A 14,592-nucleotide genomic window follows, 5' to 3' on the forward strand; every position below is an offset into this window, starting at 1 on the left:
GTGCTGGAACTGGTGAAGGCCGGCGGTTGGCCGATGATTCCGTTGTTGATCCTGTCGGCGCTGGCCCTGGCGATCATCATCGAGCGGCTGTGGACCCTGCGCCGGCGCGCGGTGCTGCCGCCGAACCTGGGCCAGGAAGTGCGCGCCTGGGCCGCTGGCGGCAAGCTCGACCCCGCCCACATCGAATCGTTGCGCGCGACCGCGCCGCTGGGCGCGCTGCTGGCCGCCGCGCTCGACGTGCGCGGCCGCCCGCGCGAGGAAATCCGCGAACGCATCGAGGACGTGGGCCGGCATCTGGTCCATCGCATGGAGCGCTACCTGAACACGCTCGGCACCATCGCCGCGGCCGGCCCGCTGCTCGGCCTGTTCGGCACCGTGGTCGGCATGATCCAGATGTTCCTGGTCATCAACGACCAAGGCATCGGCGACGTCAACCAGCTCGCCGGCGGCATCGGCAAGGCGCTGGTGTGCACCGCCACCGGCATGATCGTGGCGATCCCGGCGCTGATCGCGCACCGCTGGTTCCGCGGCCGCGTGTCCGAGTACATCGTGGCGATGGAGCACGAGGCCATCGCCCTGGTCGACGTGCTGCAACAGCATCCCGGCGAAGGCCGCGCCAGCGAGCCGCGTCCGGTGCGCCTGGCCGGCGGCCAGGGCTGAGGCGCGGCCCGCATGCGCATCCGCGACCGCCGCGCCGACGACGAGCCGGAGATCAACCTGGTCCCGTTGATCGACGTGATCCTGGTGCTGATCATCTTCTTCGTGGTCACCGCGACCTTCGACGCCCGCTCGGTGCTCAAGCTGGAACTGCCGCGCGCCACCGGCGAGCCGTCCGGCGACGCCCGCCAGGCGCTGGTGGTGTTGGTCAACGCCGAGGGCCGCTATTTCGTCGGCGACCGCGAAGTGCTGCGCGACGATCTGGAGTCGCTCAAGACCACGATAGCGGAGGTCGCCGGCGGCGACCGCGACCGCACCGTGATGCTGCGCGCCGACGCGCGCACGCCGTACCAGGCGGTGGTCACCGTCTACGACGCGCTCGGCCAGCTCGGCTTCCGCAAGATCATGAGCGCGACCGCGCCGCCGCCGGGCGCCGCCGCCAAGCCCGCCGCGGCGCCGGTTGGGGCGAGCCGGTGACGGCGCATTCCGACGCCTCGCCGTGGCAGACCTACCGCCGGCTGCTGCGCTTCGCGCTGCCGTACCGCGGCCTGTTGTGGCTGGCGGGGATCGGCATGCTGATCGAGGCCGTCGCCGGCGCGGGCTTCACCAAGTTGATGGACCCGATCATCAACCAGACCTTCATCGCCAAGAACACCTCGGTGGCGGTGTGGCTGCCGGCGGCGATCGTCGGCTTGTTCGTGCTGCGCGGCATCGCCGGCTACATCACCGACTACTACATGGCCAAGGCCGGCCGCGGCGTCGCCCGCGACCTGCGCGTGCAGGTGCTGGGCAAGTACCTGCGCCTGCCGGGCTCGCGTTTCGACACCGAGCCGGTGCCGTCGATGCTGGTGCGGCTGGGCTCGGACAGCGACCAGGTCGCGCAGGCCTCGGTCGATGCGATGAAGGTGATGGTGCAGCAATCGACCCAGGCGCTGGCGTTGCTGGTGGTGATGCTGTGGACGAGCTGGCAGGTCACCGTCGCGGTGTTCCTGATGGCGCCGCCGCTGGCCTGGGTCATGGACAAGGTCGGCCGCCGCTACCGCCGCATCAGCCACCGCATCCAGGAGAGCGGGGCGCAGTTGCTGCTGGCCGCCGACCAGGCGCTGTCGAACCAGCAGGAAGTGAAGGTCTACGGCGCGCAGAAGTCCGAACTCGGCCGTTACGGCGCGATCGCCGACCACTATCTCAAGCTCAGCCTCAAGGTCGAATCCACGCGTTCCATCGCCTCGGGCATGGTCCAGCTGATGGGTTCGGTCGGTCTGGCGCTGCTGCTGTTCGTGGCCGGGCGCGAGGCCTTCGCCGGGCGCCTGGACGCCGGCGGGTTCGTGACCCTGATGGTGTCGATGATGGCGATCATCCCGAACCTGCGCCAGCTCACCAACGTGCAGAACATGCTCCAGCGCGGCGTGGCCTCGGCCGAGCGCCTGTTCGAGGTGCTCGACGCCGCCGAGGAGCCCGACAGCGGCGAGCGCGCGCTCGCGCGCAGCCAGGGCCTGATCGAGTTCCGCGGCGTCACCGCGCGCTACCCGGGCCAGGAGCGTCCGGCCCTGGCCGATGTCAGCTTCCTCGCCCGGCCCGGCACGGTCACCGCCATCGTCGGCCGCTCCGGCAGCGGCAAGTCGAGCCTGATCAAGCTGATCCCGCGTTTCTACGATCCCGAAGCCGGGCAGATCCTGCTCGACGGCCACGACCTGGCCGACTACAAGCTCGCCGACCTGCGCCGCCAGATCGCCCTGGTCGGCCAGCAGGTGATGCTGTTCGACGGCACCATCGCCGCCAACGTCGCCTACGGCGAAATGCAGGATGCCGGCGCCGACGCGCTGGCGCGCGCGATCCAGGGCGCCAACGCGGCCGAATTCGTCGACCAGTTGCCCGCCGGCCTGGACACCGCGATCGGCGCCAAGGGCGGCAAGCTCTCCGGCGGCCAGCGCCAGCGCCTGGCGATCGCCCGCGCGATGCTCAAGGATGCGCCGATCCTGATCCTCGACGAGGCCACCGCCGCGCTCGACACCGAATCCGAGCGACTGGTGCAGGACGCGCTGGAACGGTTGATGCCCGACCGCACCACCCTGGTAATCGCGCACCGCCTGTCGACCATCGAACACGCCGACCAGGTGCTGGTGATGGACCAGGGCCGCATCGTCGAACGCGGCTCGCACAGCGAACTGCTTGCCCAGGGCGGGCTGTACGCGCACCTGCACCGCATGCAGTTCCGCGAGGCCGAATGAAGGCCGTCGCGAACCCGGGCCCGCGCCGATGAGCGCCGAACGCCGCGGCGGCCCGCCCGCTTATTGGTACGACGACAGTTCGGTGCCGGCGCACGCGCGCCTGCTCGCCGCGCTGTACGGCGCGGTCACCGGCTTGCGCCGCAGTCTCTACCGCCGAGGCCTCAAGCGCCGCCGCCATCCCGGCGTGCCGGTGATCGTGGTCGGCAACATCACCGCCGGCGGCGCCGGCAAGACGCCGCTGACCATCGCCCTGGTCCAGCGGCTGAAGCAGGAAGGCTGGACTCCGGGCGTCGCCACCCGCGGTTACGGCCGCGACGATGCCGCCGCCGCGCTGTGGGTCGAGCGCAACACCGATGCGCGCCTGGGCGGCGACGAACCGGTGCTGATCGCGCGCCGCACCGGCGCCAAGGTCCGCGCCGATCGCGACCGCGCCAGCGCCGCGCGCGCGCTGGCCGAGGCCGGTTGCGACATCGTGGTCTGCGATGACGGCCTGCAGCACTACCGGCTGGCGCGCGACATCGAGATCGAAGTGGTCGATGGCCGCCGCCGCTACGGCAACGGCCGGTTGCTGCCGGCCGGCCCCTTGCGCGAGCCGCCCGAACGCGGCGCGCGCTGCGATTTCCGGGTGATCAACCTGCCGCAGGCCGCCGGCGGCGAAGCCGCGCCCGGCGCGGGGTTCGGCGAATGGCCGATGCGCCTGGTCGCCGACCAGGCCCAGCCCTTGCTCGGCGCGCGCCCGCTCAAGCTCGAAGCCTTCGCCGGCCAGCGCGTGCACGCGGTCGCCGGCATCGGCGACCCGGAGCGCTACTTCGCCATGCTGCGCGGCGTCGGCATCGCCGTGGTCCCGCACGCGTTTCCCGACCATCACCGCTACGCCGCCGCCGATTTCGCGTTCGGCAGCAAGCTGCCGGTGCTGCTGACCGAGAAGGACGCGGTCAAGATCCCGCTGGACGGGCAGGGCGGCTTCGATCCGGAGTCGTACTACAGCGTGCCGGTGCGCGCGGAGCTGCCCGAGGCGTTCTGGGTGTCGTTGCTGGACAAGCTGCAGGCGTTCAAGCGCAAGTGACGTCGTAGCCGCCTTTCGCGGTCGCAGCTCGCGCAGCTCCTATAGGTAGCCCATGTAGGAGCTGCGCGAGCTGCGACCGCGACACGACGCCTATCGCGCCACCACCGCAATCCAGCGCCATCCTCACGCCGCGTCCGCAATACTCGTCGCACGCATCGCGCCCCACCGTTCCGGAGCCAACCATGAGCCAGGACTTCGTCGTCGCCATCCCCGCCCGCTATGCCGCCTCGCGCCTGCCCGGCAAGCCGTTGCGCGAACTCGCCGGCGAACCGCTGGTGCTGCACGTCGCCCGGCGCGCGCTGGCCGCCGGCGCGCGCGAGGTGTGGATCGCCACCGACGATGCGCGCATCGCCGATGCGCTCAAGGACTGCGGCGTGCAGGTGGCGATGACCTCGCCCGACCACGCCTCCGGCACCGACCGGCTGGCCGAATGCGCCGACATCGCCGGCTGGCGCGACGACACCGTGGTGGTCAACCTGCAGGGCGACGAGCCGTTCGCGCCGGCCGCCGGCATCGTCGCCGTCGCCGACGCGCTGCGCGACAGCGGCGCGGAGATGTCGACCCTGGCGGTCGCGGTGACCGAGGTCGAGACCCTGTTCGATCCCAACGCGGTCAAGCTGGTGCGCGCGGCCAACGGCGACGCGCTGTACTTCAGCCGCGCGCCGATCCCGTGGCCGCGCGACGCCTTCGCCAAGGACCGCGAGCGCATGCCCGGCGGCGGCGACTGGCTGCGCCACATCGGCATCTACGGTTATCGCGCCGGCTTCCTGCGCAAGTTCGCCAAGATGCGCCCGGGGCGGTTGGAGCAGATCGAATCGCTGGAACAGCTGCGCGCGCTGGAAGCCGGCTACCGCATCGCCGTGGGCATTACCCCCGAAGCCTTCCCGCCCGGCGTCGACACGCCCGAGGACCTGGCCCGCGCCGAGGCCTTCCTGGCCGCGCAGGGCGCGGCGGGCGAGGGCGCAGCCGGTCAGGGCGCGTAAGCCATGCGCTTGCTGGTGGTGTGCCTGGGCAACATCTGCCGCTCGCCGGTCGCCGAGGGCGTGCTGCGCGCGCGGATCGAGGCCTCGTCGCTGCGCGGGCTGATCGAACTGGATTCGGCCGGCACCGGCGACTGGCACGTCGGCGAGCCGCCGGACCGGCGCTCGATCGCCAACGCCGCGCAGCACGGCGTCGACATCGCCGGCCTGCGCGCGCGCCAGCTGGCGGCCGCCGACTACCGCGAATGCGACTGGCTGCTGTGCGCCGACCGCGCCAACCTGCGCGACGTGCGCGCCCGCGCGCCCAAGGACGCGACCGCGCAAAGCGCGTTGCTGCTGGACTGGTGCGGGACCGTCGCCGACGGCGAGATTCCCGATCCCTACACCGGCGGGCCGGCCCAGTTCGAGCATGTGTTCCAGTTGCTGGATCGCGCCGCGGATGGCGCGATCGCGCGGTTGCGGCGGGAGTTGCAATTGCGTTGAGCGGGCCGTTTGAGGTTTTGCGGCGGCTGAAAGAAAGGCATCGGGGCTAAGCCCCTCCCACAAGAGGGGCGACGCTGTGCGGGCTTTTGTGGGAGGGGCTTCAGCCCCGACGCTTTTCGGCCCGATCGCCTGGGCCCTCAAGCCCGCGCATTCAGCCGCCCATCCCATCGCCGCCCCTTGCGCTCGCGCATAATCGACCCAATTCAGTTAACGCCCCGATCCGCCGGCCGCGATGCCGGCCGCCAGCCGCCGCCGATGCTTTTCCCCGCGACGCCCGCCATCGTTTTCGTCCCTTCGTCCCGCCGCGTCGCCGCGGCCGCGTGGTTGCGCGCGCGCGCTGGGGCGGTCTCGCGGAGCGAGCGCGCATGAGCGCCGATCTGCCCGACGCGAACGCCACGCCCGTGCCCGACGCGGCCGCGCCTGCGCAAGCCGCACCCGCCGAGGTCGCACCCGCCGAGGTCGCGCCCACTGAAGCCGCACCCGCCGAAGCAGCGCACGCCGAAGCTGCGCCCGGCAAATCCGCTCCGGCCAAGCCGGCGCCGTTCGACGGCAAGGCCTTCGTCAAGCGGCTCAGCACCGCGCCCGGCGTCTACCGCATGATCGGCGCCGACGACAAACCGCTGTACGTCGGCAAGGCCGGCGCGCTCAAGAACCGCGTCTCCAGCTATTTCAACGCCACACCCAAGTCGGCGCGGATCATGTCGATGCTGGCGCAGACCGTGCGCATGGAAGTCACGGTCACCCGCACCGAGGCCGAAGCGCTGATCCTGGAAAACCAGCTGATCAAGTCGCTCAAGCCGCGCTACAACGTGCTGCTGCGCGACGACAAGAGCTATCCCTACGTGCTGATGACCGGCGAGGCCTGGCCGCGCATCGCCATGCACCGCGGCCCGCGCGCGGTCGCCGGGCGCTACTTCGGTCCTTACGCCAGCGTCGGCGCGGTGCGCGACACGCTCAACCTGATGCACAAGCTGTTCCGCTTGCGCAGCTGCGAGGACAGCGTGTTCCGCAACCGCTCGCGGCCGTGCCTGCAGCACCAGATCGGCCGCTGCAGCGCGCCTTGCGTCGGCCTGGTGCCGGCGCGCGACTATGCCGAGAGCGTGCGCCGCGCCGGCCTGTTCCTGGAAGGCCGCAGCGACGAGCTCACCGACGAACTCGGCCGCGACATGGAGGCCTCCAGCGCGCGCCTGGACTTCGAGGACGCCGCACGCCTGCGCGACCTCATCGCCAGCATCCGCAGCCTGCAGGCGCGCCAGTACGTCGACGGCCGCGCCGCCGACCTCGACGTGCTGGCGTTGGCGATGAGCGGAGCCGCCGCGTGCGTGCTGCTGCTGGCCTTCCGCGACGGCCGCAACCTCGGCACCCGCGCGTTCTTCCCGCAGACCCGCGGCAGCGACAATCCCGAGGAAGTGCTGACCGCCTTCATCTCGCAGTACTACGGCGAACAGACCCCGCCGGGCGAGATCGTGCTCGACCGCGACCTGCCCGACCGCGAATTGTTCGAACAGGCTTTCTCCGCCGCCGGCGAACGCCGGGTGCAGATCAAGAGCAGCGTGCGCGGCGAACGCGCCGGTTACCTCGACCTGGCCCGGCGCAACGCCGAGATGGCGCTGGCCACCGAGATGACCAGCCACGCCGCCCAGCTGGCCCGCGCCGAAGCCTTGCGCGACCTGCTGAAGATGCCGGCGTTGCCGCAGCGGATCGAATGCTTCGACATCAGCCACACCATGGGCGAGGCCACCGTGGCCTCGTGCGTGGTGTTCGATTCGGAAGGCCCGGTGCGCGGCCAGTACCGCCGCTACAACATCGCCGGCATCGTCGAAGGCGACGACTACGCGGCGATGAACCAGGCCATCGCCCGGCGCTTCCGCCGCGCGGTCGAAGACGAAGGGGTCATGCCCGACGTGCTGTTGATCGACGGCGGCGCCGGCCAGGTCGCGCAGGCGCGCGCGGCGCTGGACGAACTGGGCGTGGAGGGCGTGATCCTGGTCGGCGTGGCCAAGGGCCCGGCGCGGCGTCCCGGCGATGAGGAACTGCTGCTGCCCGACGGGCGGGCGGTCCGCCCCGGCGCCGAGTCGCCGGCGCTGCAACTGGTCCAGCAGGTCCGCGACGAGGCGCACCGTTTCGCCATCACCGGCCACCGCGGCCGGCGGCAGAAGACGCGCAACAGCAGTAGGCTGGAGGACATTCCCGGCATCGGCCCGCGCCGACGCGCTAATCTGTTGCGGCATTTCGGCGGATTGGGCGGGCTCAAGGCCGCCGGGATCGAAGAGATTTCCCGGGTCGAAGGCGTCAACGATGCCTTGGCCGAGCGCATCTACGCCGCCTTGCACGGGCTGGAGGCGCCGGAAGAGGCGGTGTCGGCGGGCGGCGGGCCGGGCGTGGGTCCTGCAGCGGCCTCGTCCGCGGCGGCCTCGTCTGGCACGATCTCTTCGGGAACGGATGCCGCCCCCAAGGCGTCGAAGGCCAAGAAGCAGCGTGCGGCCGCCAAGCCGGACCCCCAGCGGAGCGAAGGATGAAGTTGACCATACCCACCATGCTGACCCTGGCGCGGATCGTGCTGATCCCGGTGCTGGTGGTGGTGTTCTTCCTCGATTACCCGTGGACCAACCTCGCGGCCGCGTTCATCTTCGCCTTCGCCTCGGTCACCGACTGGCTCGACGGCTGGATCGCCCGCCGCTACAACCAGTACTCGGCGTTCGGCGCCTTCCTCGACCCGGTCGCCGACAAGCTCATGGTCGCCGTGGCCCTGCTGCTGATCGTGCAGAAGCACCCGACCGTGTGGATGACGCTGTGGGCCGCGGTCATCGTCGGCCGCGAGATCGCGGTCTCGGCGCTGCGCGAATGGATGGCCGAACTGGGCCAGCGCGCGGCGGTCAAGGTCGCCGCGATCGGCAAGATCAAGACCATCGTGCAGATGGTCGCGCTGGTGTGCCTGCTGTACCAGGAGCGCATCTTCGGCCTGCCGGTGTTCCAGATCGGCGAATGGCTGCTGGCGGCCGCGGCGCTGCTGACGTTGTGGTCGGGCCTGTCCTACCTGCGCGCGGCTTGGCCGATCATGCGCGCCGACACCGGCGGGCCGCGCTGAAGCGCGCCGCCGGGACGGATCGCGACGCGCGCGCGCCGGGGCAGGGCGCCGAAGCCCCGTTAAGAAAGCAGTTGACAGTTTTCTTTCCATGCCTAAAATATCGGTTCCCTCAGCGGGAATAGCTCAGTTGGTAGAGCACTACCTTGCCAAGGTAGATGTCGCGAGTTCGAGTCTCGTTTCCCGCTCCAGATTCGAAGGCGTCTTCGGCGACGAAGCGCCTTGAAATCAAACCCCCTCGCGGGGGTTTGTTTTTTTAAGACGGGAGCCGGCGCCCGGCGACATTCGGGATTGCCAGCGATCGTGGTGTTAAGGCAACATGTGTGGACGTCACCGGCCGGGTGGCAGAGTGGTTATGCAGCGGACTGCAAATCCGCGTACGCCGGTTCAATTCCGACCTCGGCCTCCAGATTCGCAACATCGGTCCTCACCAATGGCCGAAGTTGAAAAAGATCAGCGGGAATAGCTCAGTTGGTAGAGCACTACCTTGCCAAGGTAGATGTCGCGAGTTCGAGTCTCGTTTCCCGCTCCAGATCGATGCCTCGCCTGGCGATGCATCCGCGGCACCCAAGGCGTCCGGCCAAGCCGGCCGCCTTTTGTTTCCCCGACGGGCTCGGCCGCGTCGTGGAAACGGCGACAAATCAGCGGGAATAGCTCAGTTGGTAGAGCACTACCTTGCCAAGGTAGATGTCGCGAGTTCGAGTCTCGTTTCCCGCTCCAATCCGGTGCGACGCGATGGCGGCGCACAGCAGCAAACCAAGCGGTCGGCGCAAGCCGGCCGCTTTTTCTTTGTGCGTTCGCCTGGAAACCGGGGCCGGATGGCGAAGTGGTTCTGCAGCGGACTGCAAATCCGCATGCGCCAGCGCCGCCGGCCTGTCGCGCGTCGCACCGCAAGTCTTGGGGCGCGTGATTTCAGTGACGTACCATCGGCGCATCGACGCAAGGAGCGCCCCGTGACCATCGCCAATACGCAGCTGCAGCAATACGACTTTCTCGCCGACATGCAGGCCGATGCCTATTTCCCACCGTTCCTGGTGGCGAAGGGGCAGCAGATCCTGATCCGCCTGTGCGAGGCGATCGAAGCGGAGCGGCCGCAATCGCTCGCCGCGCTGTACCCGCTGACCCATGCCGCGACCGAGGAATTCAACCGCCTCGCCGAGGAGTTCGAACGCCACGACAGCGAGATCGAGACCGCCGCGCGCGAGAACATCGGCGAGGACGTCGAGGCGATCGCCCACGCGTACGGCTTCGATGCGGCGGATATCGAGGAACTGATCGCACCGCGCGATTGGTGAGCGTTGCGGGGTTTCCCGGATCGCGCCCCACGCGTCGTCGTCTGCCTCGCGGCAGACCGGTTTTTCGGCATCCGCTGCCGGCACCGCGTCGGCCTTCCATCGTCATCCCAGCGAAGGCGGGGATCCAGAGACTTCAGCGCCATGTCGCGATGAAGCCCTGGGCTCCCGCCTTCGCGGGAACGACGTCAGGTGTGTAACGACGACAGACGGCTTTCGCCGCGACTCCCCCAGATCGTCATCCCCGCGAACGCGGGGATCCAGAGACTTCAGCGCCATGTCGCGATGAAACCATGGGTTCCCGCCTTCGCGGGAACGACGGTAGGTGAGTTTCGTCGCATCTGCTTTCGGCATCGCATCAGCTTCCGATCGTCGATGCCGCGACGAACGCATCCGCCTCAGCCGCGCGCCGGCGCGCCCTCGACCCGGCGCTGCAATTCCTGCCAGTCCACCGCCAACTCGCAGCCGCGCGCAGAAGCGTTGCGGCCCCAGTCGCGCAGCAGTTCCAGGCAGGCCTGGTCGAGATGGTGCAGGCGGTCGTGGTCGAGGCGGACGCGGGTGTTCGGCGGCACCCGCTCCAGCGCGCGCGCCATCGCCGGCACCTTGAGGAAGGTGGCCGAGCCTTCCAGGCGCAGCGAGGCGCGCCCGTCGGCGTCGTGGACCAGCCGCACCTGCAGGCGCGAAGCCTGCAGCGCCAGGCGCAGCAGCGACAGGGCGAAGCCGATCAGCACGCCGACCAGCAGGTCGGTGGCGACGATGGCGGCGACGGTGGCGAAGTAGATCAGCGCCCAGCCCTTGCCGAACGCGGCGAAGCTGCGCGCCTGGCGCAGGTTGATCATCTTCGCGCCGATGTAGACCAGGATGCCGGCCAAGCACGCCACCGGCGTCATCCGCACCAGCCACGGCAGCAGCGCGGCGAACAGCAGGATCAGCAGGCCGTGGAAGATCGTGGCCATGCGCGTGGCCGAGCCGGCCTGCACGTTGGTCGCGCTGCGCACGATCACCCCGGTCATCGGCAGGGCGCCGAGCGCGCCGCAGATGAGGTTGCCCACGCCCTGCGCGCCGAGTTCGCGGTCGTAGCCGGTGCGCGGGCCGTCGTGCATGCGGTCCACCGCCGCCGCCGACAGCAACGTCTCGGCGCTGGCGATCAGGGCGAAGGTGAAGGCCGCCGCCAGCATCGCCGGTTCGGCCAGCCGCGACAGGCTGTCCGCGTTGGGCAGCGAGATCGCGGCGAGCAGGTTCGACGGCATCTGCACCCGCTTGACGTCCAACGCCAGCAACTGGCTTAGCGCGGTCAGCGCGACAACCGCCAGCAGCGCGCCGGGCAGGAAGCGCAGGCGCGCGGGTCGCAGTGTGTCCCACAGCAGCAGGATCGCGATGGTGGCGATGCCGACCAGCAGGGCCGTGGCGTTGGCGTCGCCGCTGCCGGACAGCGCCGCGCCGAGCGCGGCCGGGAACGCGGCGAAGTTCTCCAGCCCGCGCGCCTTGGGCACCGCGTCGATCAGCACGTGCAACTGCGAGGCGACGATCAGGATGCCGATGCCCGAGAGCATGCCCGCGACCACCGCCGGCGAGGTCATGCGGAACCAAACGCCGGCCCGGCACAGGCCGGCGAGCAACTGGATCGCGCCGGCCAGCAGGATCACCGGGCCGAGCGCGGACGCGCCGTGTTCGCGCACCAGTTCGAACACCAGTACCGCCAGGCCCGCGGCGGGCCCGCTGACCTGCAGCGGCGAGCCGGCGATGGCGCCGACGACGACGCCTCCGACGATGCCGGTGATCAGGCCCGCGGCCGGCGGCATGTCGGAAGCGATGGCGATGCCCATGCACAGCGGCAGCGCGACCAGGAACACCACGACCGAGCCGAGCAGGTCGCGGCCGAACAGGCCCTGGGCGAAGTAGTTCTTGACGCAAGCGGCGTTCAACATGTCGGCGTCCTCATGCGTCGGTGCCGGTCAGGGCGAAGCGCGCCAGCGGGGTGGCGTCGGGCGCGGACTCGCTGCCGGGCAGGACCGCGACGAAGCCGCCGCGCGCCGGATCGAACGCGCGCAGCTCGGCGTGGGCGATGTCGTAGATCCAGCCGTGGATCGCCAGGCTGCCGTTGGCGATCGCCGCGGCCACCGCCGGCAGCGTGCGCAGGTGTTCGAGCTGGCCGACCACGTTCTCCTCGGTCAGACAGCGCAGTCCGGTCTCGCCTTCGAGCGTGGGGCCGTTCTCGGCGACGACGTGGCGGGCGACGTCGGCGTGGCGCAGCCAGGCCGACAGCGACGGCATCGAGGCGATGCGCTCGGGGTCCTGCAGCGCCTTCATCGCGCCGCAGTCGGAATGGCCGCAGATCACGATGTGGCGGACCTTGAGCACCTTCACCGCGTACTCGATCGCGGCGACCACGCTGCTGACGTGCTGGGCGTAGGGCGGGACGATGTTGCCGACGTTGCGGTAGACGAACAGTTCGCCCGGCTGCGCGCACAGGATCAGTTCCGGCATCACCCGCGAGTCGGCGCAGGTGATGAACATGGTGTGCGGCTGCTGGCCCTGGGCGAGCTTGTGGAACAGCTCGCGCTGATGCGGGAAGACTTCGCGGCGGAAGCGGTTGAAACCTTGGATCAGTCGGTCCATGGGGGAGATCTCTTGCTGTGGGGGAGAGGATGCTTACCGGAGCGGGCCGGTGTCGCGACCGCGCCGCGCGGGCACGCGCGCGCCGCGCTCGGCGGTCGGCCGGGCGTGCGGTCGTATCCAGGCGCAGGCAGGCCGTGCCCGCGCGTGGCGAACTTGGCGTTGCGAAGCGTTGGGTGTGCGGCGGGGCGCGCAACCGCGCGCAGCGCGATCGCTGCTGCAAGCTCGCTTTCAGCGCGGTCGCCGGTTGCGCGAGCGCTGTCTACGAGTGCGTGTCGGTTGAGCGAGGGCGCCTGGCGAATCCCGGCGCGACAGGATCGTATCGATCCGTTCGCGCTGGCGCGGGCCGACGTAGATCAGGCGAGGGGCGGGCGCGGATCGGGGCCGTGCGGCGTCGCGCGCGCGGCCTGGCGGAGTTCCGGCAGCGCCGCGTTATGGCGGCTGGGCGCGGGCGTGCGCAGCGGTGGCGGCAACACGCAGGGTTCGCATTCGGCGTGTTCGCCGGTGGCGGAAGCGGCATCGAGCAAATCCGGCGCGTGCGGCGACGGATCGCCGAAGTCGGCGGTCATTTGCGCTGCCGCGGCGAGCGTCGCGTCCGCGGACGGCGCACGTTCGCAGCGCGCGCTCGCCGCCGGCGCCGCGAACGGCAAACCCATCGACCACGCCGGCAGCGCGATGAGGTCGGCGAGCAAGGCCAACAGCAACAGGCAATGCGCCGCCGACCGGCGCAACGCGCGCAGTCGTCGCGCGCATGCGTTGTCGTGGCGGCGCGCGCGCATCGCAAAGTGGAGAACGCGGATCGGCCCGGCATCGGCGGGCGTCGTCGCGTCGACGGTCTTGTTCACTGCATTCAGGGCCAGGGCGTGGGGGAATACGGCAGACGCGGTCTGCGCGCGCTCATGCGTGGCGGGCATGGCGAGAGACAACGCGAACGATGCTAGCGAGCGCATCGTCGTATGTCAGTGGATGCAGCATGAACGAACGCGGCTTTTTTACGAACTGGAGCGAGCCGCACAATGGCGATGCGGCATCGGCAGCGGCCATGTTCGAGCGCATGCGCGCGGGCCGCGCAGGCGCGAAAAATTTCGCGGCGATGCGCGCGGACGAGATTCGCAATTGCGTTGTGCGGGTTCGGTCACGCAGACGCGTTCACTGCGTTCAGTCGTGGTGCGCAAGCGCGAACGCGACGCGCGCGTGTGCGAACGGCCGTGCACAGTGCATGCGATCGGTTCGCTGTCGGCGCGCGACACGCGCGCGGATGCAGGCGAATGAGGCGCGGGAGGAGGAGAAGGCGGCTGGTGCAGCGCCGGCCGCAACTTCGGCGCGGTTCGGGATCCGTCGTCGTGCGAACGGCTGCGAAGCCTGGTGCCCGGAGCCGGACTCGAACCGGCATACCCTCGCGGGTGGCAGATTTTAAGTCTGCTGCGTCTACCGATTTCGCCATCCGGGCAGGATGCGGTGACACGGCTAGTCTAGCCGATCCGCTCGCGATGTCGGTCCGCGCGGCGAACCCGCCGAGCCCGGCGCACTGGCGGGCGAGTTTTACGCCGATGCCGGCCACATGGCGTGTCGCATGCGCCGCCTGCTTGGGGCGGTCCGACGCAACCGCGCCAGGCGCGAGGTCGAGGCCGGCGCCGACGGTTACGGGGCCGAAGGTTCGTCGCCGCTGGGCGGATTCGCCGGCGCGGCGGGCTCGGCCTGGGCGGCCGCCGCTGGCGGGCGCGGCGCGGCGCCATCGCGCCGCAGCCGCTTGAGCTTGCGTTCCAGCGCGGCTTCGCGCCGCTCCAGTTCCGCCACGCGCCGGCGCAGTTCTTCGGCCTGGGCGTCGTGGCGCTCGCGCACCGCGTCGCTGGCCAGGTCCAGCGCCTGCAGCCACAGCTGGCGCAGCGGCATCGGCACTTCGTCGGCCAGCGGAGCCAGTTGCAGGCGCGTGGCCAGGCCGGCGTAGAAACGCCGCAGCATCGGGTGCAGTCGATTCGGCGAGCCGCTGCCGTAGACCGCGCGGATGGCTTCCACGGTGGGCTGGACGCCGGCGCGCAGCATGCGCCAGGCGATGTCGTCGAGTTGGCCCTGGTCCAGCGGCATGCGTTCCTGCGATCCGCGCGGGCCGCCCAGCCGGCCTTCCTCGGCCAGCGACTGGCGGATCCGCCACAACGCGTCCTGGTCGGTCGCCATCGTCGCGTGC

Annotated in this window: 13 protein-coding genes, 5 tRNA genes and 1 pseudogene; 14 read left to right on the forward strand and 5 right to left on the reverse strand. The window is 70.5% G+C overall.

The window, feature by feature from the left end:
- The 13 genes and pseudogenes from RDV84_RS17290 (at nucleotide 1) to RDV84_RS17350 (ending at nucleotide 9,794) form a co-directional block, all read left to right on the forward strand.
- Nucleotides 1-660, forward strand: coding sequence for a MotA/TolQ/ExbB proton channel family protein (locus RDV84_RS17290; RefSeq protein ID WP_057947995.1), 660 nt, complete (start codon nucleotides 1-3; stop codon nucleotides 658-660).
- A gap of 12 nt (nucleotides 661-672) precedes the next feature.
- Nucleotides 673-1,134 (forward strand): ExbD/TolR family protein, encoded by a 462-nt coding sequence (locus RDV84_RS17295; protein WP_309151041.1) that lies wholly within the window; start codon nucleotides 673-675, stop codon nucleotides 1,132-1,134.
- Nucleotides 1,131-2,885 carry a lipid A export permease/ATP-binding protein MsbA gene (gene msbA, locus RDV84_RS17300; RefSeq protein WP_241833743.1) on the forward strand — a complete coding sequence of 585 codons (1,755 nt, stop codon included), beginning with the start codon at nucleotides 1,131-1,133 and terminating at the stop codon, nucleotides 2,883-2,885. The genes RDV84_RS17295 and msbA overlap by 4 nt, the downstream gene beginning before the upstream one ends.
- 28 nt (nucleotides 2,886-2,913) lie before the next feature.
- Nucleotides 2,914-3,951, forward strand: coding sequence for a tetraacyldisaccharide 4'-kinase (gene lpxK / locus RDV84_RS17305; RefSeq protein ID WP_309151042.1), 1,038 nt, complete (start codon nucleotides 2,914-2,916; stop codon nucleotides 3,949-3,951).
- A 182-nt stretch (nucleotides 3,952-4,133) separates the two neighbouring features.
- Complete coding sequence (kdsB, locus tag RDV84_RS17310) at nucleotides 4,134-4,934, forward strand: 3-deoxy-manno-octulosonate cytidylyltransferase (protein WP_309151043.1); 801 nt, start codon at nucleotides 4,134-4,136, stop codon at nucleotides 4,932-4,934.
- Nucleotides 4,935-4,937: 3 nt separating this feature from the next.
- Complete coding sequence (locus RDV84_RS17315; protein WP_057947991.1) at nucleotides 4,938-5,414, forward strand: low molecular weight protein-tyrosine-phosphatase; 477 nt, start codon at nucleotides 4,938-4,940, stop codon at nucleotides 5,412-5,414.
- Nucleotides 5,415-5,779: 365 nt separating this feature from the next.
- Nucleotides 5,780-7,771: pseudogene (uvrC, locus tag RDV84_RS17320) on the forward strand (excinuclease ABC subunit UvrC); the annotation flags it as partial.
- Nucleotides 7,772-7,929: 158 nt separating this feature from the next.
- On the forward strand, nucleotides 7,930-8,502 hold the full coding sequence (gene pgsA, locus RDV84_RS17325) for a CDP-diacylglycerol--glycerol-3-phosphate 3-phosphatidyltransferase (RefSeq protein ID WP_057947990.1): 573 nt from the start codon (nucleotides 7,930-7,932) through the stop codon (nucleotides 8,500-8,502).
- Between the two features lie 112 nt (nucleotides 8,503-8,614).
- Nucleotides 8,615-8,690 (forward strand) — tRNA-Gly (locus tag RDV84_RS17330).
- Nucleotides 8,691-8,834: 144 nt separating this feature from the next.
- Nucleotides 8,835-8,908: transfer RNA gene (locus tag RDV84_RS17335), tRNA-Cys, on the forward strand.
- 47 nt (nucleotides 8,909-8,955) lie between these two features.
- A tRNA-Gly gene (locus tag RDV84_RS17340) sits at nucleotides 8,956-9,031 on the forward strand.
- A gap of 112 nt (nucleotides 9,032-9,143) precedes the next feature.
- Nucleotides 9,144-9,219: transfer RNA gene (locus RDV84_RS17345), tRNA-Gly, on the forward strand.
- 98 nt (nucleotides 9,220-9,317) lie between these two features.
- A complete protein-coding gene (locus RDV84_RS17350; RefSeq protein WP_309151044.1) occupies nucleotides 9,318-9,794 on the forward strand; it encodes a DUF5713 family protein in 477 nt (158 codons plus the stop codon).
- A gap of 395 nt (nucleotides 9,795-10,189) precedes the next feature.
- Here the strand turns inward: RDV84_RS17350 and RDV84_RS17355 are convergent, their stop codons facing one another.
- From RDV84_RS17355 to RDV84_RS17365, 3 genes are all read right to left on the reverse strand, one after another.
- Nucleotides 10,190-11,716, reverse strand: a complete 1,527-nt coding sequence (locus RDV84_RS17355; protein ID WP_309153747.1) for a SulP family inorganic anion transporter — start codon at nucleotides 11,714-11,716, stop codon at nucleotides 10,190-10,192.
- Nucleotides 11,717-11,729: 13 nt separating this feature from the next.
- Nucleotides 11,730-12,410 carry a carbonic anhydrase gene (locus tag RDV84_RS17360; protein WP_123648557.1) on the reverse strand — a complete coding sequence of 227 codons (681 nt, stop codon included), beginning with the start codon at nucleotides 12,408-12,410 and terminating at the stop codon, nucleotides 11,730-11,732.
- A 353-nt stretch (nucleotides 12,411-12,763) separates the two neighbouring features.
- Nucleotides 12,764-13,321, reverse strand: a complete 558-nt coding sequence (locus RDV84_RS17365; RefSeq protein ID WP_309151045.1) for a hypothetical protein — start codon at nucleotides 13,319-13,321, stop codon at nucleotides 12,764-12,766.
- On the opposite strand from RDV84_RS17365, the gene RDV84_RS17370 reads away from it, so the two are divergent.
- Nucleotides 13,320-13,679, forward strand: coding sequence for a hypothetical protein (locus RDV84_RS17370; RefSeq protein ID WP_309151046.1), 360 nt, complete (start codon nucleotides 13,320-13,322; stop codon nucleotides 13,677-13,679). The two genes, RDV84_RS17365 and RDV84_RS17370, sit on opposite strands and share 2 nt — an antisense overlap.
- Nucleotides 13,680-13,770: 91 nt before the next feature.
- Here the strand turns inward: RDV84_RS17370 and RDV84_RS17375 are convergent.
- Together RDV84_RS17375 and RDV84_RS17380 are read right to left on the reverse strand one after the other, a co-directional pair.
- Nucleotides 13,771-13,857: transfer RNA gene (locus tag RDV84_RS17375), tRNA-Leu, on the reverse strand.
- A gap of 191 nt (nucleotides 13,858-14,048) precedes the next feature.
- Nucleotides 14,049-14,582, reverse strand: a complete 534-nt coding sequence (locus tag RDV84_RS17380; RefSeq protein ID WP_309151047.1) for a DNA-binding protein — start codon at nucleotides 14,580-14,582, stop codon at nucleotides 14,049-14,051.
- Between the last annotated feature and the right edge of the window lie 10 nt (nucleotides 14,583-14,592).

It is taken from the genome of Lysobacter yananisis (genome assembly GCF_031199375.1).
GTDB lineage: Bacteria > Pseudomonadota > Gammaproteobacteria > Xanthomonadales > Xanthomonadaceae > Lysobacter > Lysobacter yananisis.

Bases quoted from the DNA above. Each gene is read 5' to 3' on its own strand.
- RDV84_RS17365 (WP_309151045.1), bottom strand. From the start codon at position 13,321: ATGCCCGCCACGCATGAGCGCGCGCAGACCGCGTCTGCCGTATTCCCC.
- RDV84_RS17350 (WP_309151044.1), top strand. From the start codon at position 9,318: ATGGCGAAGTGGTTCTGCAGCGGACTGCAAATCCGCATGCGCCAGCGC.
- RDV84_RS17295 (WP_309151041.1), top strand. From the start codon at position 673: ATGCGCATCCGCGACCGCCGCGCCGACGACGAGCCGGAGATCAACCTG.
- RDV84_RS17370 (WP_309151046.1), top strand. From the start codon at position 13,320: ATGGCGAGAGACAACGCGAACGATGCTAGCGAGCGCATCGTCGTATGT.
- RDV84_RS17360 (WP_123648557.1), bottom strand. From the start codon at position 12,410: ATGGACCGACTGATCCAAGGTTTCAACCGCTTCCGCCGCGAAGTCTTC.
- kdsB (WP_309151043.1), top strand. From the start codon at position 4,134: ATGAGCCAGGACTTCGTCGTCGCCATCCCCGCCCGCTATGCCGCCTCG.
- RDV84_RS17315 (WP_057947991.1), top strand. From the start codon at position 4,938: ATGCGCTTGCTGGTGGTGTGCCTGGGCAACATCTGCCGCTCGCCGGTC.
- RDV84_RS17380 (WP_309151047.1), bottom strand. From the start codon at position 14,582: ATGGCGACCGACCAGGACGCGTTGTGGCGGATCCGCCAGTCGCTGGCC.
- lpxK (WP_309151042.1), top strand. From the start codon at position 2,914: ATGAGCGCCGAACGCCGCGGCGGCCCGCCCGCTTATTGGTACGACGAC.
- pgsA (WP_057947990.1), top strand. From the start codon at position 7,930: ATGAAGTTGACCATACCCACCATGCTGACCCTGGCGCGGATCGTGCTG.